We start from the raw sequence: 22,086 nt of genomic DNA on the forward strand, positions 1-22,086 counted from the left end.
CCTTAAAGATGAGAAAATTGTAACTATACAAAAAGGAGTATAAGTTATGGATGTTTTTGAAGCCGTTGAACAACGAAGAGCCGTAAAGCATTTTGACTCCAATCACAAAATGACAGAGGAAGAGATCAAAAAGTTAATGTCTGCGGTACTTTTATCTCCGACATCGTTTAATATACAAAATTGGCGTTTTGTGATAGTGCAGGACCGCGAATTACGGCAAAAAATTCGTGAAGTAGCATGGAATCAATCGCAGGTAACCGATGCTTCTTTACTTGTTGTTCTATGTGCAGATGTAAAATCATGGGAAAAACAACCTGAACGATACTGGAGAAATGCACCGGAAGAGATACAGAATTTCGTTGTCCCCGCCATTGCCCAATATTATCAGGGACGAGAAGAGGTTCAGCGAGATGAGGCTATGCGTTCTTGTGGTATTGCAGGACAAACCTTAATGTTATGTGCAAAAGCAATGGGATATGACTCCTGTCCTATGGTTGGTTTTGATTTTGATGCTGTAGGTAAATTAATAAATCTTCCACCTGACCATGTAATTTCTATGATGATTGCGGTAGGTAAAGCCATTAAACCTGCCTGGCCTCGGGCGGGACAACTTCCCTACGAAGAAGTTATCATTAAAGATAAGTTTTAACGATTAAAACTCAATCGTCGTGGAGATGTAGAAGTAGTCAGCGTCGTCATCGTTAAAAGTAGAAATATAAGAAGTAGCATAATTGTCTAAAAAGTTCCCCTCGACCAAACCATCACCGATAAAGAAATGAGACCAGCCGGTTTCAAAGCTCAGGTCTTCACTGTATTGATATGTCAGGGAAAGTAATGTTTGCCAGCCAAGGTCTTTACTGTTCGTCTGTGTTAAGAATGGGAACGGACTGAAAGGATAAAATTCTATATCACCCATTGTAAACGAATAAGGTTTATCAAAAGCAGATACGGCTTGTAGATAAGCAACTTCAAAACCAACTTCCACTTTTTCTACTGGTTTGACAGATACACCCGAATACAATTGCCAGAAGTTTGTCATGCCGGACAAATCAATAAAATTATCTTCACGGGTTGCTGTGAATAAACGATTAAATGAGGGACTGGCTTCCCCAACTCCTATTCCAACTAACCAATCCGTAAATGAAAGAGAACGATTATCCGCGGCACCGTAATAACATCCTCCCAAATAAATACGGGGTGTCCATTTTACTTCCTTCATCGTGTATCCTACTTCAAAATGTCCTGCAGGTAATGCCCAATCTGCATTACTATCACCGTAAATACCATCAACAGGAATGAATAGATTTCCAAAAGCCGAACTTTCTCCCCATTGATAAGCAAATTCTACTTCGTAATCAAATTTGTTATATTCTCCAAAAAACCTCGCACCTATGGTGTGAATATAAGTTGTAGAAGAATTATCTCTGTCAAAAATTCGCTCAAAGGTTTCTAAAAAAATGTCTCCATCAGTTACTTCGTTCTTACGATTATCTCGAAGCAAAAAATAATAAATATCCAAGCCACTTCCTTCAACGATTTCCTTCCAGGTGAAATAGATACCCGCAAAATCAACATCGTTGTGATTGAATGAACTTAAATTTTCAAAAAGTTTTGCATAAAAGACATCCAGCATATAAACTTCTTGTTCATACTGTAGTCTGATTGCATCAAAACTTAATCCAACGAAGGGATTGGGACCCGGGTCCGAACCTACAAGCCATCCCGAACCTAAATCGATTGCCTGTCTTCCTACAGTAAGAGTTAATCCTTCCGTCCCTATGTCCTTACATTGTATATAGGCTTGAAATAATTCAATATCATCAATAGTATTACCTCTTGTGTCTCTCCCTGTTAAATAATCCTGAGAACGGAAATCTTCTCCCCATGTATCAATCGAATCCACTTCGATAAAAGCAGAAACATTATCGGTCATTACAGCGTTTGTGTGTAATCGGGTTCTTTGTTCTACATACGCACTCCCTGTTGATCCTTTTCCCGTCCTGTAAGCGGAGTATGTTCCATCAGGTCCTATGCTTCTACCCGACAAAGCCCATGATGGAATTCTATCTTGGTCTGACGGCTCTACAAAACCCCGATAATAGAGACCATAAATCTCAAGTTTACCTCCTACTTCAACAGATACTAATTCTCCATAGGACAAAACACATAATAAAGAAATTGTAAGAAACATAAGAAAAGATTTTTTTAACATTTTATTTTTCCTTTTCTTTTGTTTTTTATCTTAATTAAAACCTGAAAGTCCATTAACAAAAACTGTGCCAACATCTAATATGTAATAAAAAAGTAATATTCGCTGATTATTATATACATTTTAGTAGTCCCACGAAATGTAAAAAAACATTTTTGTAGTATTCGATAATTATTCTGGATGTTTTGAATATCTAATAAATATCCAATAACCACACTCTATAAGGATTGAAATTAGAGGGAATGTAATAACAGGATACAGATTGACATTAAAATACCCTGCTGACCAATGATGAAATAGCCAATCCCAGTTAGGGGTCCATTTACCATCATTCCCAATCCATACCTGAATGAATTCTTCTAACATGCTTAATCCGAAAGCCCACCATACCCATGGAAAACATACAATCACCATGATTACTGCAATAGCAAAATTTCCCAGTCCCGCTTTTGTTGCTCCCGGTGCTGTTGGAGTAGTCCATGCTGCTTCTAATAGACCTAAATGGATGGCTACAATAACTGCTATCAAAAATTTTATAAATCTTTTATGTCTATAAAATAATTCGTTGAGTTTAAGCATTATTGTGATTATTTTTGTATATTTTTTATAGGTCCGAAATTACGGAACAGAAAAACACCTTCTTTTCCGGGGGCGACAATATCTTTCCAGCCATTTTTGTCTATGTCTTCAACCCAGAAATAAATTCCAACGCCACTTGCCTTCCCTGCGGGTCCATAATCAATTGTATAACGATGAAATTCACCGTTTATAATTTTAAAGTAATATACTCCCAAGGGGTCTTTTGAACCGGGGTCATGAAATGCATGAGCACGATAGCGTTTCCCTGTAACCAATTCTAACTCGCCATCATTATCAATATCATGTAGTTGAATATCATGATATTGAGACCGATACTCATCAATAATATGTTTTTCCCATGTTCTTTTCCCATCTACAGAAATCTTTTGCTCATACCAGAATAAGCCATAATCATGTGCAGAGCCCACCAAAATATCGTTTTTTCCATCTTTGTTAACATCAAGGGTCAAAATCGGAACACTTGCTGAACCCAAATTCCACTCTGGAAACCATTGCCATCCTTCTACATCAAAGGGATTTGCAGGGGATTTTAACCAGCCACCTGCAAACAACAGGTCTATATTTCCATCTCCGTCCACATCCCCGTAACCTGCTCCATGTCCTCCTGCTCCATCTGTTTTTATTTCATACTTAATAAATTCACCGGCGGGCTTTCCATTATCAGAAATTTTTAATTTAAAAATATAAACAGGCTTTGTAACGGGAATGACTTCTACAATACCGTCCTTATCCAAATCACAAAAAATAGCTCGTTCAATATTGCCGACTTCTGCTATATCGTGTGTAGTCCACAGTTCCTCTTTCCCCTGAGGATTTTCTCGCCAGCGTAAGGTCTTCCCCCACCAACCACCGGAAATAACATCCATATAGCCATCGCCATTTACATCCATAGGATAATTGGAGAAATCATCGTAGTAATCGTCTATAGGTTGTAGAACACATACACGATGTGCTTTTTTGAAATCAGGACCTTCATACCAGAACTCACCTGAATAAATATCATAAATACCATCATTATTTACATCAAAAATAGATGCGGCTTCGTAAATTCCTTCTCCAATTCGTTCTCGTTGGAAGGATAAAAAATTATCTGCATCAACAACGGATATAATTCCACTGTATATGAGGGAAATTGCTATAAATAACATTTCTTTTCTCCTATAAAGGTTTTATGTTAAATATAAGTGGTTTTCCAGAAGTATCGGTTAGTCGGAAACAAAAATTCCAACCTCCTTTTATCTGGGTTATCTGGAGCAGAATTTCGTTCTCTCCTTTCTTTAGATGAACCCCTACTTTATCCTCATCTACTCTCATACCCCTATCTACATGTTTATTAGTTATTTCTTCCTGATTTATCCATAAACGGAACCCATCATCAGAACCTATACATGCAAAAGCCGAAGTATCTTCGGAAACTTCAATCTTTGTATACGCAAAGGCACATACATTCTCACAATCCGTTGAAGATTGTGAGCATAATCCCATTAATCCTACATATCCCCAACCTTCCGTGGAAACATCTTTTTTCCAGACATAATCTTTGTCATTATACTTGTAAGGGCTATCTAACGAAACAGGCTGAGGAAATCCATAATTTTCATCAAAGGGTGTCTGAGTATTCCATGGGAAAGGTCCCAGTAAATTCCATTTATTTACAAAACCGGCTAATGAACAAAATTGAGGAAGGTTTTTTGAATTACTTATGCTACCTAAAATCTTTTCTAAAGATATGGTTGCTAATTGTTCTCTCAATATCTCATATATCTGATTTCGCTTTTCTTTATTGTCATCGTTTAGCGTGTTATATAACTCAAAGAGTAAGGGGAAAGGCAGGTTTTTAGGGTCCTCCTTGCCCAATTCAGGAAGCAATACATCCACAGTTTCAGGGACAGGGAACTTTTTTATTTCTTCCAGAACCATCTCTCGTTCTTCGGGTGGACATAGTTTAAATAGGTATAAATTGGCTCTTCCCATTAGTTGTTTATCGGATTCCTCTACTTCATGACAAGAAGCGATAACCCGCCAGAGACATTCTACTAATTTTTGTTTTTCGGGTTCCTCCAGAGTTTCTATTATTGACGGAATATAATCTACATACAATAACGATGGAGTTTCGTAAAATGCATTTAAAAACATCCTTTTACCATTAGTTCCTGTTTCCTTTAATAGATTTTGAACTATTGTCTTGCCTTCTTCATTATTTCTCTGAATTAAGAAAGGTAACAAATAAATTTGTTTTTCTTTGGGAAGTTTAGAACATAGTTTCAATATAGGCTGGGTTGCAGATGGAATGTTCAACATTTTTATTGCATGAAATACAGCCCGATGAAACATTTCTTTTTCTGAATTTAAAAGAATTGCTTCTAAATCAGGTATAACTGTTTCGTCTCCATACCGTCCCAGTCCGATAATAGCCGATTCCACAAGTTCCGGTATTTTACAGTTTTCAATAATATTTCGATACATAAACATTGTGTAATCCCAATTTCCTCCTTTCAAAGCAGACTTTTCTGCCAGACGAACATAGGCGTCCCATAATTCCTGACATAGGGGTTCGGTTTCTGGAGTAGATTTACACATATCCAATAACTTAGAAGCATAAAGGACGGACCCTGTGTTTGCAATCACTCGTGCAGAAGCGACTTTTACAGGCATCATGGGATTATCTAACAACATGGCTATTTCTTCGATACATGGAACTTTTTCCATCTGATATAAGCCTAAAAGGATGGCAACTTTTTCTTCATCTGAAAGAAGACTTAAACTATCACATAAAATTTTTGCGGATAACATAGTCCCATTCTCGACAAGTGCGGTTCGCACCTTTTCTCTCCATAAAGGTTCCAATAAAATTTTTTGAAGAATCTCAGGGGGTGTTTCTTCATCTACGATAAAAGATAAGGCTTTTAAGATATATTCTCGCGATAAATCGATCAAAGAAGTATCTGCAAAATAAGTCAATAACGCATTGATGTATTGTTCCTTTTCTGACTTTTCGGCTTTAGTCATACGATTGGTTATATCAAATAGAATATTTTTTGCAACACCCCTTATATCGGGATTATCAGAACCTAAGGCAGGGATAATTTTGGGCAAAACTTCCATAGGGGGCTTTAATGGTAATAATTGTCGGGCAATTGCATGTTCTTGGGGATTATCTGAATTTAGTTTTCCCACCAATTGCTCAATGGATAATGCTCTGTCATAATCGGCAGGTGATTGAATTACAGAGATTATAAGAATAAGTGTTAATAAGGGAGTTAGCATAACTATCATTCCTTTCTTATATACTTATAAATGCCATGGAGGGCGATAAGTTCGAATAAGGTAGCGATTTGCATTGTCATCGTTTATGAATTTTTCTTCTTCAGCATTCCATATCAATTTTCTACCGCAACGCAAGGATATACCGGCAAGAAGAACCGTTGTAGTAGAACGAAAGCCCTGTTCTATATCTGCATGAGGCTTACAGCGAGAACGGACACAATCAAAGAAATTATTATGATGGTCTGTATTTGCCCAACTGCGTTCAGGCTCTCCGATAAATTCAGGGGCACGAGACCCATCTTTATATCGAATAATAAAAGAATTTCTGTCTACAAATAAGGCACCTTCCGTCCCATAAAAAGCAATTCCATATCCTTTGTTCTCGTGGAAATTGGCATGTCTTTGTTCCCATGTTACAAGACAGCCGGGAAATTCCATTACAGACTCGATTGTTTCGTAATTATCGGCACCGGCATTTTCTCGATAACTTCCTCCACTGGATTGAATGGTTAATGGCGCAGACTGCTGAATTCCCCATTGAACAATATCCATCAAGTGTATGCCCCAATTGGTTAGTTGTCCTCCTCTTGCATAATCAAAAAAGCCCATAAATCCACCAAAACGCTCCCGTGAAAACGGAACATAGGGTGCCGGACCTAACCACAAATCCCAGTCTAACCCTCGCGGAATAGGTTCAATTTTCTCTCCCGGTTTCCATTCATTCACTCCAACCCAAGCACGAGCAGAGGTTATCGTGCCTAATCGCCCTGAATGGATAATATGCATCGCTCTTTGAAAAACGGGCATAGAACGCTGTTGTGTCCCTGCTTGAACAATGCGTCCATACCTACGGGCTGTATCTACCATAGCACGGCCCTCTTGAACAGTCGTGCAAACAGGCTTTTCTACATATACATCCTTGCCGGCACGGCAAAACATAATGGTTAATAAAGCATGCCAGTGGTCTGGTGTAGCCACAAATACCGCATCAATATCATCTCTATCTAACAAATAACGAAAATCTTGAAAACCTTCCGGTTTCTTACCACTTAATTTTTCCACTGTTTCAATAGCCGTGTAGTATCGGCTTTTGGCAACATCGCACAGGGCCATTATTTGGCAATTGGGATTTACAGAAAGGGCTTCTATATGCCTTGAACCCATACCTCCGTTTCCAATAACTGCAATACGAACCAAATCGGATAAACCGACATTTCCTGCAAATGCCTTTGAAAAGTATGTGGAACTTCCTAATAAGGCAAGCCTGGATATTTTTTTGAGGAATTTTCTCCTATTAAATCCCTCGCTTTTTAAATCTTTTGACATATTTTATAACTCCTGTTTGATTTATTAAGATGTAGTCTTGCTTGCTTTGTCTGCCAATTCTCCAAAACGATGAACCACAGCAAGGGCAGGGTCTAAAGGCACTTTTGCTCTTTGCACATCCTTAGGAATAGATATTATCGGGGTTGGTTTTAGAGATTTTCCGGCAAACTGAGGAAGCCATGATTGTTCGGCTTCTAACATTTCCGCAACCAGGTCACGCACTTCTTTCAAAGATAAACAAGCAGAGGTTAATGGGTCTAAAGCACAGGCAGAAACAACCAGTTCGGGGTCTCCCTGAATTGCGGCTTCGACAGCCAACCCCTGAACATTAATATTTGATAAATTCAGACCTGCACATTGCGGAGGTAATGCACCTATATGCGTTGGATGTAGTCCTATTTTATCAGCAAAAACTGGGATTTCGACGCAACAGCCATCTGGCAAATTAGTAATATAATGGTCATTTCGGACATTTCCTTGAAACTTAAATGTTTTTCCTGTCTGTAAGGCTTCTAATATATAGGAACAATATTCAACACTTCGATGAGTAATTTTTGTTGGCTCATTCTCTAACAAATCTTCATTTTCCAGTTTATCCGCTATTAGTCTACACCATTTGTAATATGCACCAGACTCTCCGCCAAAGGAAGGTTCATCGCAATAGGTTTGTAGTGTCCTTTCATGACTACGAAACCACGGAATATATTCAGATAAATGTCCTGTACTCTCTGTCATAAAATAGCCAAAGTGCCTCATAACCTCTATACGAACTTTTTCATTCACATAATATTCCGGCTGTTCACAACGAAGTTTAAATAGAGGATATAAATCCTTTCCTTTGTGCTCAATGCGTAGGAACCAAGCCATGTGATTAATTCCTGCTACCAGATAATCAATCTCATTTTTGGGAACTTCTACATAACCCGAAATCAAATCCAGTGTTGTCTGGACCCCGTGACATAAACCTACAAACTTTAATCCCGAAATTTTTCCCAAAGCCCAACATACCATCGCCATAGGATTGACATAATTCAGCAAATAAGCATTAGGACAAAGTTCCTGCATATCTCGGGCAAGGTCCATCATCACAGGTATTGTTCTCAATGCTCTAAAAATTCCACCTGGACCCATTGTATCGCCGATACATTGGTCAACACCATACTTCAAAGGTATTTCATAATCATACTTAAAGGCATTTACACCTCCTATTTGAAGCATTGCAATCACATAATCCGCTTGATTAAGTGCTTCCCTGCGGTCCTGCGTAATATAGTTTTTTACCTTCAATCCATTATCTTTTACCACGCGGTCTGCAAAAGACTTCATACGCTCTATTTTTTTTCGAGTAGGACTCATGAACCAAAATTCTGCATCTTGAAAAGCAGGCACAGAAACGAGGTCCATAAACAAAGTTTTACAAAAAACGATACTTCCTGCCCCTATCATTGCAATTTTAGCCATAAGAATTCTCCTTTATTGTTAATTGTGACTGGAAAAATATGTAAAAGTTATTATACATAAACACTTTTACAAAAAAATATTTTTTGAATTATAAATATCCGGAGGGTATGATATTTTGAACAGAAAGATATATAATAGTCGCCTAAAATAAAAACAGAAACAATTATTAATGAGTAATGCTTCAAAAACAGATAAAAAACATAAAAAATCTTTTCAATCTCTGGATAACGGAATCTGTTCCAGAAGACATATCTAATGAACCGAATATACAGATTATTTCATCCATCGAAAGTTTATCTCTATTTCTCAGATATTTAACTTTGATTGTTGTTATTGTTGGCTATTCAATAGAATCATTTTCACAACAATATTTTGTTTCTATATTTTTGGGTTGTATCATTTTTCATATCCTTTTTACACATATCGTTTTTTATTTAAAACAATACTATTTATTTACTAATCCTTTAAATTTTTTTCTTCATCTACTTACAATAACTACATCCGTTGTAGTAACAGAAAAAGAGTACAGTCCCTTAATACTTTTCTATCCACTGCTCACCTTTGGAAATCTGATTTACGCGAGGAAAAGACCTCGCCCACTAATGGTAACTCTTATTTCCATTATTACATTAAATTTCACCATTATAGGGATATGGTTATGGGAAAACCTTGCATTTGCTACCTACTATTTGTTCTGGAAAAATTTTATGATTTTACTATCAGGTATTTTCTGTTACTTTTTACTAAACTATATTCAACAGATACGGAGGGAATCGTATCATATACAACAAGAACTTCTATACACTCAAGGAATCATAAAATCTATTTTGGATAGTATCCAGAGCCCTATTTTAATATTTGATGAGAGTGAAATCATAACAGATACTAATTCTTATACATCTCAATTTTTTCAGATGGATTCTTCGGAACTTATAGGACAGCGTATTCGAAGTTTATTTTTTGATGATACACTTATAGGAGAACATCTTTTAGCCTTACGTTCAAGAAGTAATGTTGTTATCAATGCAATTGCTCTTTCCTCTTCAGGGGAAGAAATACCAGTTGATTTTATTGTTCAGGTCTTTTATCGAAATCAGAGGAAGTATTTCTTCGGAATTATGATAGATAAAAGAGAACACAAAAGATTGGAAGAAATTTCTCAATTACTTCACAAACGAGAGGAAGAAATCAATAACAAAATATCCCTATTGAAAGACCTGCAGTCTGATTTATCTCTTCAACATACTGCACAAATTTTTACTTATATTACAACCTTAAAGAATATTCTACATTTGTTATCGCATGAGCAATTAGGAGTAATTACAGAACGGCAAAAAAATGCATTAGAAATAGGCATTCATGCGTTAGAACAATTAGAAAATGAACTACAAAAAGAAGCCAAAATCGTTTCATAATAACACGGCTCCGATTATTCTAAACATTCTGGGAGATATATTCTACGGGCCTCTTTGTATTTTTAGCCCCAATCATGGCATAATATAGTCCTATTCCGCAGTAATTAAAGATAATTAAATAAAACATAAACATAGGAGAAGTTCTATGTCAACATTAAAGGGTAATTTACTTGTAGCCCAAGGTGGTGGTCCCACTGCGGTTATTAATCAAAGTTTAGTTGGAGTTATCACAGAAGCAAGAAAATATGCACAAATTACTCATATTTTCGGTGCAAAACATGGTGTCCAGGGGATTGTTGATGAAAATTTATTAGACCTGACTGAATTACCCTCGCACCAGTTAGAAGCAGTGGCACAGACTCCATCTTCTGCCTTATTATCAACCCGTAAAAAGCCCGATGCCGAATTCTGTAAAAAAATCTTCAATGTATTTAAAAAATACAATATACGCTATTTTTGCTATATTGGCGGAAATGATAGTTCTGAAACATGCAGAATCATCGGAGAATCTGCAAAAAGTGAAAATTATGATTTGAGACTTATTCATGTTCCTAAAACGATTGATAATGACTTAGTTCTCAATGACCATTGTCCTGGCTTCCCTTCTGCGGCAAAATATGTAGCACAAGCATTTGCCGGGATTAACTTAGATAATAAAGCATTGCCGGGCATTCATATTGTTGTAGTTATGGGACGACACTCAGGATTTTTAACCGCTGCATCTGCTTATGCGAAGAAATACAATGATGATGGTCCTCATTTAGTCTATTTGCCAGAAAGACCTTTAAAACTTGAACAGTTCTTCACAGATGTAAAAGAAGTATATGACCGTTTAGGGCGTTGTTTGATTGCCGTTTCCGAAGGTGTTCATGATGAAAGTGGAACAACCATTGCGGAGCGGTTCACAAAAGGGGAAGTGGATTCCTTCGGACATGTTCAATTATCAGGCACGGGAGCATTAGGAGATGATTTGGTTGTATATTTAAAAGAAAGATTTAAGGAACTTAAAATAGAGAAAATCAGAGCGCGTGCGGATACATTAGGATATCCACAGAGAAGTTTCTTAGGCTGTGTAAGTGAAGTTGACCAGAGAGAAGCCCGAGAAGTGGGTGAAAAAGCAGTGCAATTCTCCGCAGGACAAAATCAAACTGGTTCTGTATCCATCCAACGAATAGCAGATTATGTTGTTCGCTACGAGTTAAAACCATTGGAAGAAATTGCAAATAAGACAAAATATATGAGCGATGCGTTTATTAATGAAGCCGGTAATGGAGTAACAGCGGAATATATAAATTATCTTCGTCCCTTAATCGGACCATTACCCGTTTACGAGCAATTGGATGCACCTGCAGTTGATATAAACAAGATATAAAATATTTGACAAATGTGTAAAAAAAGATTATAATAACATCTCATCATAAAATTTAAATATTAAACATGGGGTATGAGATGTGGATAATTTAAGTGAACAATTTTTTAAGGCTCTTGACCAATATCAGGTTGAAGGGCTTAGTTTAAAATGGCCCTCGCACTCTTTTTCAGAACTGAAAATGAGTGTAGCTGGCGTTCAAGTAGGAAAAAGTATTTCTTTTATTCTACCGTGTAATCCTCTTTATCAAGATTGCATGGGTTTTCTACACCCGGGATATTTATCCTTTGCGTTTAATGAAGCCTTCTATTGCTTCGCTTTTTCAATCGCAAATCGCCCATGTATTCCTATTCAAACGAATTTTTCTTTGATCAATCCCATCCCAATCACTTCGTCTGCCCTTACTATTGAAATCTCTATATCTGCAAAAAGTCGGAAATTATTATTACTCACTGGAAAAGCCAAGAACTATCGTGAGAAAGTGCATGCCCTTGCAAATGCAATTGTAACTCCTTATTCTGTTTCAAACTCATCCGAATAAATACACAATGTTAAAGAGTATTATGCAAAAAAAATTATCCATCTACATTTTTATTATTCTTGCTTCTGCTATAACATTAATAATTTATGCAGAAAAGAATGTTATCCCTTTGAAACGGGCACATTCTCATAATGATTATCTTCGTCCGCAACCTCTTCTTGATGCATTGAATAACGGTTTTTGTAGTATTGAGGCGGATATACATATCGTTAATGGTGATTTGTTGGTTGCTCATGATTTGGATAAATGCAAACCTGAAAAGAACCTTGTCAATATGTATTTAAAACCCATTTTTGAGCGTGTTCAGAAAAATAATGGGCATGTTTATGCAGTCCCTTCTGAATTCTGGCTATTGATAGATATAAAAAGCGAACCAGAAAGCACCTACACACTTCTGAAAGAACAATTATTACCCTATAAAAAGTTTCTTACTCGTATAGAAAATGGGAAAAAAATTGATGGAGCCGTAACTATTGTTATTTCTGGGGCTGTTCCTCGAGAAACGATAGAAAAAGAGAAAGACCGTTATGTTTTCATTGATGGTAGATTAGGAGATTTAGATACAAATCCTTCACCTGACCTTGTTCCATGGATTAGTAATTCATGGTTCTCCATTTTTACCTGGATAGGAAAAGGAGATATGCCTCCACAGGAATTGAATAAACTAAAAGAAATCGTTTCCAAATCACACGAACAAGGCAGAAAAGTCCGTTTTTGGGGTGCCCCACAAACCTTAGAATGCTGGGAAGTTTTGTATAATGAAGGAGTAGATTTTTTAAATACGGATTTTCCGAAACGGCTATCTGAATTTTTAAAAAATAAAATGAAATAAATATCGAGAATTCAATACATGATGAAATTTAAAGTTGCTTTTGTAGGGTTGGGAAATATATGCAGGGAACGACATATTCCCGGATTAATGAAACTACCCAATGTTCAAATTATTGGCGTTATAAATAGGACAGAACAATCGAGTAAAAAAGTAGCTCAGGAATATAAAATTCCCCGTGTATATTCCTCATGGGTAGAATTGGTCAATGACCCGGAAGTAGATATTGTCTGGATCGGCACCTGGCCTTATCTCCATGCTCCTGTAAGTATTTCCGCACTAAAAGCGGGAAAACATGTATTTTGTCAGGCTCGTATGGCAATGAATCTTTTAGAAGCACAACAAATGTATGAAACTGCTTGTCGAACAGGTAAGGTTGCTGGATTGTGCCCGGTGCCTTTCGGTATGACTTATGATAAAACGATTGCTCGAATAAGACGGGAAGGAATTCTTGGAGAAATATATTTTGTAAAAGTGAACAGTTTTAATGATTTTAACCTTGACCCTAATAAACCTTTGCATTGGCGTAAAGACCATCGGCTCTCCGGACAAAATGTGTTAACTTTAGGGATGTATATTGAATTGATACATCGTTGGTTTGGATGGACAAAAAGCGTTTGTGGAAATTATCAGATTTTTACACCCACACGAAAGACACCCGAAGGAGAAATTGTAGAAATACAGGTTCCAGACCAGGTACAGGCTCAATTAGAACTTGTTTGTGGAACCATAGCCCAACTGACCATATCCGGTATGTCAATCTATCCTCAGGAAAGTGTAGAAATTCATGCTCAATATAAAACGCTCTATTATGATGTACTCGAAGATAAACTCTATGAACTGGCTAAAAATGGAGAAAGAAAAATTATTGTTCCACAAGAAGAAGACTTTTACGATGTAAAAAATTGGTCTGTGGAAAAAGATTTTATTGAAGCCGTGTCTATGGGTAAAGAGTATCATCCTAATTTTGAAGATGGATTAAAATATATGGAAGTATTAGACGCTATTTATAAATCCGCACACTCCAACCAAAAAGTTTTTATTCGTTAATCAGTTCTGTAAGCAATTTTTCCAATTGTATACTTCCTTCCTCCCATGTAGAAAAAAGTGTTTTATTGTTATGTGAAAATGTGGGTTTTTGTTTTAACAAAGTATATATACGGTTTGGTATATCCATCGGGGTGTCATAAAAAAATAAATTTTCATTATCTCCCTCAAAAGGCAAATCTAATGCAGGGACAAAAACTTTTGCTCCTTTTGATATGAATTCCATTCCTATGTGATATAAATTTTTACTTAATACAGCGATGATTTCCCTTCCATCAATAATCTTTTGTATCCAGTCATGAAATTCTTCCGCAGGGATGGTATTTAAATCCTTATTGCCTATATAGAGAATATCGTAATGAGGTTTTTCTTTTTCTATTTGTTCAGCAAGTGATTTTAAGTGTCGTTGTCGATCTTTATCTAAAATAAGTATTCTCTTTTGAATTTGCTTTTCTGTGTTTGTTATTTCATTTACATTAGAACATACACCCATGGGGATGTAATTTAAATATTTTTCTGGCACACCTTTGTAAATTAAATCCTTTAATGTTTCTTTTTGGGGAATGATAACAGGACCTGGAAAATCATTTGAAGCAATCCATTTATTTCTCAGTGAAAAAATAATGGGTATATTTACAAAGGCTTCATCTATATCTAATTCAAATGGGTTCCCATCAATAATTTCAATCAGCGTAAATGGCTTAATATCCTTGCTTACCCGTTTTAATCGTGATAAGAAAAAAGGCATTAACCAGCGATAGGTCAAGGAATTCCCTATATTAATAACAAAGAAATTTCTCCAGTGTGAAAGGGAGGGGAACAGACTGAAGTTGTAAAGGTTCTTTCCCGGTTGAAGCCAATTAACGATATAACCTTTTCGGAATAACGCCGAAAAAAGTTCTACACAGTAATATACTTTCCAATTCCATGGATATTCTGCCAACCGAAATGGGCTAATGATATATAATCTCTTTTTCAACTAATATTTCCCTTATAAAGTATTTCTTTGTTTACAATTTTAAATAAACGGGCAGAATAAATAATAATTTCACCTTTGTAAAAATTGTATAATTAGTATCCGTAGTTTTATAAGAATACATTTTGCAATATAAATACAACAGAACTTTTAGAGAAGTAGAGTAAATTATGTCAGATACTTTAACATCAACAATGATAAAGAATAAATTACCCGGACATTTTTTTAACTCTGAGAATATTGGTTTTTGTCGAGTTCCAGGGAGAGTTAATTTAATTGGAGAGCATACAGATTACAATGGTTTCTCTGTGCTTCCCGTAACTATCAAGAAGGAGGTTCATTGTGCCTTTTCTCGATGAAATGATAATGAAATACATCTTTTCAATGAAGACCCTCGATTTCAACCGTTGTCTTTTTTAAATCAACCTGAAATTTTACCTTCTCCTACAGGGTCATGGGACAACTATATTAAAGCAGGTGTGATTGCGTTAAACAAAAAATTTAAAGTTCGAACCTTTCCGGGGTTCAATTTATTCATAAAAAGCACCTTACCCATTGCAACAGGATTAAGTTCCTCATCGGCTCTTGTCATAACTGCTTCACTGGCATACTTAAAGATATTAGGCAAGGAATTAGGTAGGGATATATCACGATTGGAACTGGCAGAACTTATGGCGGAAGGAGAACATTTTGTAGGGACTAAAGGCGGTGGAATGGACCAAACGGTTATATTGAATGGTGAGGAAGGACATGCCTGTAAAATTGATTTTTTCCCTATTCGAACAGCCCTTATTCCCTTGTTTGAAGACTATGTTTTTATCGTTTGCGATTCAACTATACGTGCTCAAAAAACGGGGGCTTGTTTGCATCGGTATAATGCAGGACCGCGCATGTGTTTTCTTGCATGTGCCCTTTTAGAAAAACATTTGCGGAATGAATTTGACAATGATTTGCACATTAAACGATTGGGGGATTTATGGTCGGGTGACCTGTGCCTTACCTTTAATGAAATTCTTGATTTTACCGAACAGGCTATTCCCAAAGAATATCTATCATTGAAAGAAATTGCTTATCTTCTGGATATAACCCCACAGGATGTTCGTAAATTATGGTTAGGCGAGATTGAAGAACCTGAGAAGGGCTTTCCTTTAAGAGCTCGTATACAACATGTAATAACAGAACATAAACGCGTAGAACTATCTCGAGACGCATTATTAGCAAACGATGCATATACTTTTGGCAGGTTGATGAACGAATCTCATTCCAGTTGTGCTGATAATTATGAAATAAGTATTCCCGAACTGGATATACTTACTCAAATTGCCCGCAAATACGGAGCCATTGGCTCGCGTCTTACGGGTGCCGGCTTTGGAGGATGTACCGTTAGCCTTGTTCCTCGTGAGAAAGTAGATTATTTTATGGAAAATGTTGAAAAACAATACTATCAGAAATATTTAGGACTTCCTTCGGCTCAGGGAATGTTTATTGCAGAGACATGTCCTTCCGCTTCATATATAAATTAACTCTTTAACAGGACCTTTTTTATGACTATCCTTTTCCGTGAATTATATGAAGCAAAAGAAAAAGAATGGTTATCACCGTTAGCATGCCTTGCCATAAATTCCAAAGGGAGGCAAATCCCGGAAAAGGAAGACCCTTACCGCACCTGTTTTCAGCGAGACCGTGACCGTATAATTCATTCCAAAGCATTCCGCCGATTAAAACGGAAGACGCAGGTATTTCTTGCCCCCTTAGGAGATCATTACCGAACACGGCTTACACATACATTAGAAGTGGTGCAAATTGCACGAACTATATCTCGCGTTCTGAGGTTAAACGAAGATTTAACCGAAGCCATTGCTTTAGGGCATGATTTAGGTCATACGCCATTTGGACATGCGGGTGAACGAGCACTAAATGAACTATTCTCATTCGGTTTTAACCATGCGGAACAGAGTTTGCGCGTTGTGGATATTCTCGAACAAAGACGAAAAGGCAAAAAAGGATTAAATCTCACTTATGAGGTTCGGGAAGGAATTCGAAATCATTCTCGGGGAAAATGCATTCTTTTCGGACAACCCTGTCCGGAAAACATAAGTTATGAAGCACTTATTGTTAGTTTAAGTGATGTAATAGCATATATCACTCATGACATTGACGATGCAGTCCGTGCAAAAATTTTGAAAATTGACCAATTACCTTCAAAAGCCATTTCTATTCTTGGAAAAACGGCATCCGAACAGATTGATACTATGGTTCACGGGGTTATCGAAGGTTCTACACAGGGCAATATCCAGATTGTCCCGGATGTATTAAATGCTATTGTTGAATTAAGGACTTATTTGTTTGAAAAACTTTATCCATCCGAACCGATAGCAAGGGAAATTAACAAAGCCCAGAGGATTATCCGTGAATTGTTCCATTACTTTATGAAAAATCCTCCCGAAGATATATTACAAAATGACCCTGAATTTACACAAAATTCTATAGAAAGAAATATTATTGATTTTCTTGCAGGTATGACAGATGAATATGCTTTAAATAAATATCAAGAATTGTTTTTACCTTCCCCATGGCACACATAAAATTAGCAATCATAACAGGCTCGGGTTTGAATTTTACAAACATTTTAGATGTTTACTGTCAGGAAAAATCTTTATTCGATGTATTTCCCGAAATCACAACACAAATAGCAGGGCATAAATATCAAATCATTGATGGCTTTATTGGTTCGATACCCACAATAATTTGCAGTGGCAGGATACATGCTTATGAGGGGTATGAATTTGAAAAATTTAAATCTTTTTTAAATTATTTTAGAGAACAAGGAATAACACATCTAATCTCTATAAATGCAGTAGGTGGATTAAATAAAGACATGTCTGTTGGAGATTTTGTATCCGTTGAAAAACTTGTTTCGGTTCAATATAAACCTTTTCCTATTCCTCCAATAATGTATCCATCATGGGTATTTCATCACTATCATCCGAAAGGCACTTATATCTGGGTAACGGGACCATGTTATGAAACGCAATCCGAATTACGACTATTTTTATCTATGGGAGGCGATGTTATCGGTATGAGCGGAGGACCGGAGTTATATTGGGCTATGGAAATGGGAATTAAAACAGCCATGTTTTCTTGTGTTACCAATTATTGTTTTGATCATTCCATCTTAACTCATGAACAGGTTGTCGCTAATGCACAGAAAGCATGTGCTCGTTTTGAACAGATGTTCCGCAATATGGTTATAAAAGAACTTACTGACATTTAATTCTATATACATAACGATTATGTAAAAAAACTTTAAAGGATTTTATATAAATTTACTAATTGTTCGGTGCTTCGGATAAAACAGGACGGTAATAATTAATAGCAGTAAATCCTATTGAGGTATCTTTTATATTTAATTTTCTACCGGATTGCTCATAACCTAAAAAGGTTCCCTGAACATCCTTGGGTAAAAGGGCAACAAATAGATACATTGCATTCTTCCCACACACAGGGTTTTTTGTCCTTTCAAAATAATCCTGCAAACCTAACAGGTCTTTCTTCATGAGAAGGTCAATCAATTCTTTATCCAATTTTTCTTGCATTTCAAGCATTTGTTCCGCAGGTGCCGGTGTATAGTTAAATGAGGCACCCCACGATGTTAAATCCGTACTTAAAATTAACAGCGTTTTATCGGTAATAAATCTTCGTAATGTTTCTACGATATTTCTAAATACATTAGAACTCTCTTTTCCATAATTATCAACAAATTCACCAACGAGGACAGGAATAATTTTTGTTGATTTCATTTTATACTGCAACATAGGTAAAATTACTTCTATAGAATATTCATTCTCATGGATGGCAGTTCTTCCCTGTCGCAATGATTTTTGTAATGATTGCATTACGATATAAGGAGACAAAGCTATTTGTTCTAATTTTTCATAATCAACACGCACAACACCTAAAGGTGTGGCAAAACCTTGAACAGAAGGCAAGGAACAACCAGCAAATTTAGCAATATGGCAAGGAGCTAAAATAATTACATTATCGAATTCTCCTTCTTTTATTTCCGCAAAAGCACGAGATATTAAATTTCCACATAAACCCCATCCTGAATGAGGGACAATACAGGCAACCAGTTTTTGATTTGTATTCGGGCTTGGTGGAACCTGTTCAAAAAATTTTTGAATGGTTTCTTTTAATACTGGTAAATCACCGGGATACAATGTTCCTGCAGAGATAGGACGGCGTATTTTCTCAGCAGAAAATCCCAATGGATTAAAGAATAAAAGCAAAATAATTAATAAACAAGTTATTGGTTTTATACTTCTTCCCATAAAGAAAGGTAAATACATATTTTTTTATTCCTTATTTATTGCAAATTTTTAGTTGCTTGTGAATTTGAGGATTATTATATATAATCAGTATAATACATACTCTATGATTTTAAATGAAAATGGATAATCGTGCAGTAATTTCTTTTTAAATTCAATTTTAATCCTATAACCCTAATAAGAATGGAGTTATCCGATGGCACAATTTGACCCGAGAAAAGTTCGTAATGTTGGTTTTGCAGGACATGGTGGTGTTGGGAAAACAATGTTAATTGAACGAATATTGTATTCCGCAGGACTAACCAGTCGTTTAGGAAGTATTGAAGATGGAAACACTGTTTGTGATTATCTGGAAGATGAAAAAGACCGCAAGTGTTCCATCGCTATGAAATTAGTTCATTTAGATTGGAAGGGTACACGGATACATATTGTTGACCATCCGGGTTATACAGACTTCATCGGAGAATTATGCGCATCCTCTGCCGTGCTTGATGCGTTAGTTATTCTGGTGGACGCAACTACTGGTGTTCAGGTAGGAACGGATATAGCATGGAAATATGCGGAAAAGAGACAAATTCCCCGTGCTATTTTTGTTAATAAATTAGACCGCGAACATACTAACTTCAACGAAGTAGTTGAAAAAATTCAGAATGCCTATGGCAAACACTGTGTCCCAATAGTAATGCCCATAGGTCAATCCGCAAATTTGAAAGGTGTTGTTAATATTGTCACGGGAGATGCCTCTGTTTTAGGTGCAGAAGCAGAAAAGGCAAAGGAAGCCATCGTAGAGGTAGTCGCAGAAACAGATGAAGCACTTATGGAAAAATATCTGGAAACATTTGAACTATCTCAGGAAGAATTTGATAAAGGGCTCCAGAAAGGAATTAGCACAGGGAAAATTATACCTATTATCGCAGGTAGTGTTACCCAAGGAATTGGTCATGAAGAATTGCTTGACATTATAGCCAATTCATTCCCCAACCCGTTAGAACGGACTGTTGTGGCAAAGAATTCTGCGGGCGAAGATGTCGTTATAACACCTGACCCTGATGGTCCCTTTGTGGCTCAGGTATTCCGTTCTATGGTTGACCCATTTGTAGGACATCTTACTTATTTCCGTGTGTTTTCCGGCACTTTACGGTCGGATTCTGATTTTTACAATAGTTCCACACAAACCAAAGAGCGTTCTGGTAAAATTGTAATGCTGATAGGAAAGGAACAAAAACAGGTAGCGGAAGTAGGTCCTGGCGATATTGCAGCAATGACAAAGTTAAAGAATACCCATTTTGGAGATACTTTGACTGTCCTGGGAAATGAGATTAAGCTTCCTACAATTGAATTACCACGCTCTATGGTTAAATTAGCCATTTCTCCAAAATCAAGAAACGATGAAGACCGTATCGGTGAAGCTCTAAATCGCATGGCAGAAGAAGACCCTACTTTCAGCCATTACAGAGATAATGAAACAGGAGAACATGTTATACGCGGGATGGGTGATTTACAGATTGAAATTCTGTTAAATCGAATGAAAAGGAAATATAATGTAGAAGCAGAAACCCGTCTTCCCAAAGTCGCCTACAAGGAAACCATTCGTGGTAAAGCAGAAGTTCAGGGGAAATATAAGAAACAGACCGGAGGTCATGGTCAATACGGTGATGTGCACCTTCGACTTTCTCCCAATGAACGCGGAGGAGGATATAAATTTGTAGATAGTATTGTAGGCGGTGTTGTCCCCAAACAATACATTCCTGCTGTTGATAAAGGAGCACAGGAAGCACTGGCAAAAGGTGTTATTTCAGGACACCCTGTTGTTGACATCGTTGTTGATTTATTCTTTGGTTCCTATCACACAGTGGACTCATCCGAACTCGCTTTCAAAATTGCCGCTTCGCTTGCTATACAAAAGGGCGTTCGTGAAGCAAATCCATGTATTTTAGAACCCATTATGGAAATTACAGTAACCGTCCCGGAAGATTTCATGGGTGATATTACTGGGGATTTAAATAGTCGCCGCGGAAGAATCTTAGGGATGGAACCTGTCGGTGGTGGTTTACAACAAATACGGGCATTGGTTCCTGAATCAGAAATCCTCCGATATGCAACTGATTTAAGAAGTATGACAGGTGGTAGAGGAACCTTCGATTTGAAATTTAGCCATTATGACGAAGTGCCCGAATTTATTGCAAAAGACATTATTGCTGCTTATGAAAAATCCCGTGAAGCAGGAAATGAATAATTTAAGATTGCTTTTCGGATAAAATTTTACAGATTTGTAAAAATTTTGACTATATGCTCTAAAACTGATTTGTCTTCTCCTTGTGCAACTAAAAGGAACATCTTTCGGCGTGCTACGCGCTCTGGCTTATTTTTTGAAGGAGCCGCACCTAATGATTGAGCAAGTCCCCATGCTTCAACAATTGCTGTGCCCGGGTCTTTTTTATACATCTCCGCATATCTTGCAATAGTTCCTTCATTATCATACTGATATATATTTACTAACGCATCCCCCACTTTAAAACTTATTTGAGCGATAGATTCATTCGTTGGAGGATTGACTACTTGTATTTCAACTACTCCTAAATCCGATTTTTTAAATCCTTCTACAATTCTTTCCATATTCAGAGGAGCAGGAAGAAACTGCATTAAAATGGGGACACCGATGATAAGAATCCCTAATCCTATAAATATCTTGATTATTTTTGCCAAATCCATAAAAGA

20 protein-coding genes are annotated in these 22,086 nt (G+C 36.7%); 11 read left to right on the plus strand and 9 right to left on the minus strand.

What is annotated here, in order from left to right; translation table 11 throughout:
- The first annotated feature begins 46 nt into the window (after nt 1-46).
- Nucleotides 47-649: a nitroreductase family protein gene (locus PLA12_01625; protein HOQ31188.1), complete on the plus strand. Its 603-nt coding sequence runs from the start codon at nt 47-49 to the stop codon at nt 647-649.
- A 3-nt stretch (nt 650-652) separates the two neighbouring features.
- On the opposite strand, the gene PLA12_01630 is transcribed toward PLA12_01625, so the two are convergent.
- From PLA12_01630 to melA, 6 genes are all read right to left on the minus strand, one after another.
- Nucleotides 653-2,212, minus strand: a complete 1,560-nt coding sequence (locus PLA12_01630; protein ID HOQ31189.1) for an alginate export family protein — start codon at nt 2,210-2,212, stop codon at nt 653-655.
- Nucleotides 2,213-2,380: 168 nt separating this feature from the next.
- Nucleotides 2,381-2,737 carry a hypothetical protein gene (locus PLA12_01635; protein HOQ31190.1) on the minus strand — a complete coding sequence of 119 codons (357 nt, stop codon included), beginning with the start codon at nt 2,735-2,737 and terminating at the stop codon, nt 2,381-2,383.
- A gap of 59 nt (nt 2,738-2,796) precedes the next feature.
- Complete coding sequence (locus PLA12_01640) at nt 2,797-3,957, minus strand: VCBS repeat-containing protein (GenBank protein ID HOQ31191.1); 1,161 nt, start codon at nt 3,955-3,957, stop codon at nt 2,797-2,799.
- Between the two features lie 10 nt (nt 3,958-3,967).
- Entirely contained in the window at nt 3,968-6,076 is a 2,109-nt protein-coding gene (locus PLA12_01645) for a hypothetical protein (GenBank protein HOQ31192.1), read from the minus strand.
- 24 nt (nt 6,077-6,100) lie between these two features.
- Entirely contained in the window at nt 6,101-7,402 is a 1,302-nt protein-coding gene (locus PLA12_01650) for a Gfo/Idh/MocA family oxidoreductase (protein HOQ31193.1), read from the minus strand.
- A 24-nt stretch (nt 7,403-7,426) separates the two neighbouring features.
- Nucleotides 7,427-8,863 carry an alpha-galactosidase gene (melA, locus tag PLA12_01655; GenBank protein ID HOQ31194.1) on the minus strand — a complete coding sequence of 479 codons (1,437 nt, stop codon included), beginning with the start codon at nt 8,861-8,863 and terminating at the stop codon, nt 7,427-7,429.
- A 176-nt stretch (nt 8,864-9,039) separates the two neighbouring features.
- Here melA and PLA12_01660 point away from each other — a divergent pair, with 176 nt between their 5' ends.
- From PLA12_01660 to PLA12_01680, 5 genes are all read left to right on the plus strand, one after another.
- Complete coding sequence (locus PLA12_01660) at nt 9,040-10,278, plus strand: PAS domain S-box protein (protein HOQ31195.1); 1,239 nt, start codon at nt 9,040-9,042, stop codon at nt 10,276-10,278.
- A 145-nt stretch (nt 10,279-10,423) separates the two neighbouring features.
- Entirely contained in the window at nt 10,424-11,650 is a 1,227-nt protein-coding gene (locus PLA12_01665; protein ID HOQ31196.1) for a 6-phosphofructokinase, read from the plus strand.
- 79 nt (nt 11,651-11,729) lie between these two features.
- The gene (locus tag PLA12_01670; GenBank protein HOQ31197.1) at nt 11,730-12,188 is read left to right on the plus strand and encodes a hypothetical protein; all 459 of its coding nucleotides are present in this window, start codon (nt 11,730-11,732) and stop codon (nt 12,186-12,188) included.
- 22 nt (nt 12,189-12,210) lie between these two features.
- Nucleotides 12,211-13,020: a phosphatidylinositol-specific phospholipase C/glycerophosphodiester phosphodiesterase family protein gene (locus tag PLA12_01675; protein ID HOQ31198.1), complete on the plus strand. Its 810-nt coding sequence runs from the start codon at nt 12,211-12,213 to the stop codon at nt 13,018-13,020.
- A gap of 18 nt (nt 13,021-13,038) precedes the next feature.
- A complete protein-coding gene (locus PLA12_01680; protein ID HOQ31199.1) occupies nt 13,039-14,067 on the plus strand; it encodes a Gfo/Idh/MocA family oxidoreductase in 1,029 nt (342 codons plus the stop codon).
- Here PLA12_01680 and PLA12_01685 read toward each other — a convergent pair.
- Entirely contained in the window at nt 14,057-15,043 is a 987-nt protein-coding gene (locus PLA12_01685) for a hypothetical protein (GenBank protein HOQ31200.1), read from the minus strand. The genes PLA12_01680 and PLA12_01685 overlap by 11 nt on opposite strands.
- 167 nt (nt 15,044-15,210) lie before the next feature.
- On the opposite strand from PLA12_01685, the gene PLA12_01690 reads away from it, so the two are divergent.
- Genes PLA12_01690 through PLA12_01705 form a run of 4 tightly spaced genes read left to right on the plus strand, consistent with a single transcriptional unit; the run spans nt 15,211 to nt 18,314 of the window.
- Nucleotides 15,211-15,399 carry a galactokinase family protein gene (locus PLA12_01690; protein ID HOQ31201.1) on the plus strand — a complete coding sequence of 63 codons (189 nt, stop codon included), beginning with the start codon at nt 15,211-15,213 and terminating at the stop codon, nt 15,397-15,399.
- A gap of 48 nt (nt 15,400-15,447) precedes the next feature.
- The gene (locus PLA12_01695; GenBank protein HOQ31202.1) at nt 15,448-16,563 is read left to right on the plus strand and encodes a hypothetical protein; all 1,116 of its coding nucleotides are present in this window, start codon (nt 15,448-15,450) and stop codon (nt 16,561-16,563) included.
- A gap of 21 nt (nt 16,564-16,584) precedes the next feature.
- Nucleotides 16,585-17,625 (plus strand): deoxyguanosinetriphosphate triphosphohydrolase, encoded by a 1,041-nt coding sequence (locus PLA12_01700; protein HOQ31203.1) that lies wholly within the window; start codon nt 16,585-16,587, stop codon nt 17,623-17,625.
- Complete coding sequence (locus PLA12_01705) at nt 17,613-18,314, plus strand: hypothetical protein (protein ID HOQ31204.1); 702 nt, start codon at nt 17,613-17,615, stop codon at nt 18,312-18,314. The genes PLA12_01700 and PLA12_01705 overlap by 13 nt, the downstream gene beginning before the upstream one ends.
- 55 nt (nt 18,315-18,369) lie before the next feature.
- On the opposite strand, the gene amrB is transcribed toward PLA12_01705, so the two are convergent.
- Nucleotides 18,370-19,389 (minus strand): AmmeMemoRadiSam system protein B, encoded by a 1,020-nt coding sequence (gene amrB / locus PLA12_01710; protein ID HOQ31205.1) that lies wholly within the window; start codon nt 19,387-19,389, stop codon nt 18,370-18,372.
- Nucleotides 19,390-19,564: 175 nt separating this feature from the next.
- On the opposite strand from amrB, the gene fusA reads away from it, so the two are divergent.
- Nucleotides 19,565-21,604 carry an elongation factor G gene (fusA, locus tag PLA12_01715; GenBank protein HOQ31206.1) on the plus strand — a complete coding sequence of 680 codons (2,040 nt, stop codon included), beginning with the start codon at nt 19,565-19,567 and terminating at the stop codon, nt 21,602-21,604.
- A gap of 26 nt (nt 21,605-21,630) precedes the next feature.
- Here fusA and PLA12_01720 read toward each other — a convergent pair whose 3' ends face one another.
- Nucleotides 21,631-22,080, minus strand: coding sequence for a hypothetical protein (locus PLA12_01720; GenBank protein ID HOQ31207.1), 450 nt, complete (start codon nt 22,078-22,080; stop codon nt 21,631-21,633).
- Nucleotides 22,081-22,086 lie beyond the last annotated feature (6 nt).

The sequence above is a fragment of the Candidatus Hydrogenedens sp. genome, assembly GCA_035378955.1.
GTDB lineage: Bacteria > Hydrogenedentota > Hydrogenedentia > Hydrogenedentales > Hydrogenedentaceae > Hydrogenedens.

What these genes read in the sequence shown, in the direction of transcription:
- PLA12_01625 (HOQ31188.1), top strand. Translation starts at nt 47, where the DNA reads ATGGATGTTTTTGAAGCCGTTGAACAACGAAGAGCCGTAAAGCATTTT.
- PLA12_01630 (HOQ31189.1), bottom strand. Translation starts at nt 2,212, where the DNA reads ATGTTAAAAAAATCTTTTCTTATGTTTCTTACAATTTCTTTATTATGT.
- PLA12_01640 (HOQ31191.1), bottom strand. Translation starts at nt 3,957, where the DNA reads ATGTTATTTATAGCAATTTCCCTCATATACAGTGGAATTATATCCGTT.
- PLA12_01645 (HOQ31192.1), bottom strand. Translation starts at nt 6,076, where the DNA reads ATGCTAACTCCCTTATTAACACTTATTCTTATAATCTCTGTAATTCAA.
- PLA12_01650 (HOQ31193.1), bottom strand. Translation starts at nt 7,402, where the DNA reads ATGTCAAAAGATTTAAAAAGCGAGGGATTTAATAGGAGAAAATTCCTC.
- melA (HOQ31194.1), bottom strand. Translation starts at nt 8,863, where the DNA reads ATGGCTAAAATTGCAATGATAGGGGCAGGAAGTATCGTTTTTTGTAAA.
- PLA12_01660 (HOQ31195.1), top strand. Translation starts at nt 9,040, where the DNA reads ATGCTTCAAAAACAGATAAAAAACATAAAAAATCTTTTCAATCTCTGG.
- PLA12_01665 (HOQ31196.1), top strand. Translation starts at nt 10,424, where the DNA reads ATGTCAACATTAAAGGGTAATTTACTTGTAGCCCAAGGTGGTGGTCCC.
- PLA12_01675 (HOQ31198.1), top strand. Translation starts at nt 12,211, where the DNA reads ATGCAAAAAAAATTATCCATCTACATTTTTATTATTCTTGCTTCTGCT.
- PLA12_01680 (HOQ31199.1), top strand. Translation starts at nt 13,039, where the DNA reads ATGATGAAATTTAAAGTTGCTTTTGTAGGGTTGGGAAATATATGCAGG.
- PLA12_01690 (HOQ31201.1), top strand. Translation starts at nt 15,211, where the DNA reads ATGTCAGATACTTTAACATCAACAATGATAAAGAATAAATTACCCGGA.
- PLA12_01700 (HOQ31203.1), top strand. Translation starts at nt 16,585, where the DNA reads ATGACTATCCTTTTCCGTGAATTATATGAAGCAAAAGAAAAAGAATGG.
- PLA12_01705 (HOQ31204.1), top strand. Translation starts at nt 17,613, where the DNA reads ATGGCACACATAAAATTAGCAATCATAACAGGCTCGGGTTTGAATTTT.
- amrB (HOQ31205.1), bottom strand. Translation starts at nt 19,389, where the DNA reads ATGTATTTACCTTTCTTTATGGGAAGAAGTATAAAACCAATAACTTGT.
- fusA (HOQ31206.1), top strand. Translation starts at nt 19,565, where the DNA reads ATGGCACAATTTGACCCGAGAAAAGTTCGTAATGTTGGTTTTGCAGGA.
- PLA12_01720 (HOQ31207.1), bottom strand. Translation starts at nt 22,080, where the DNA reads ATGGATTTGGCAAAAATAATCAAGATATTTATAGGATTAGGGATTCTT.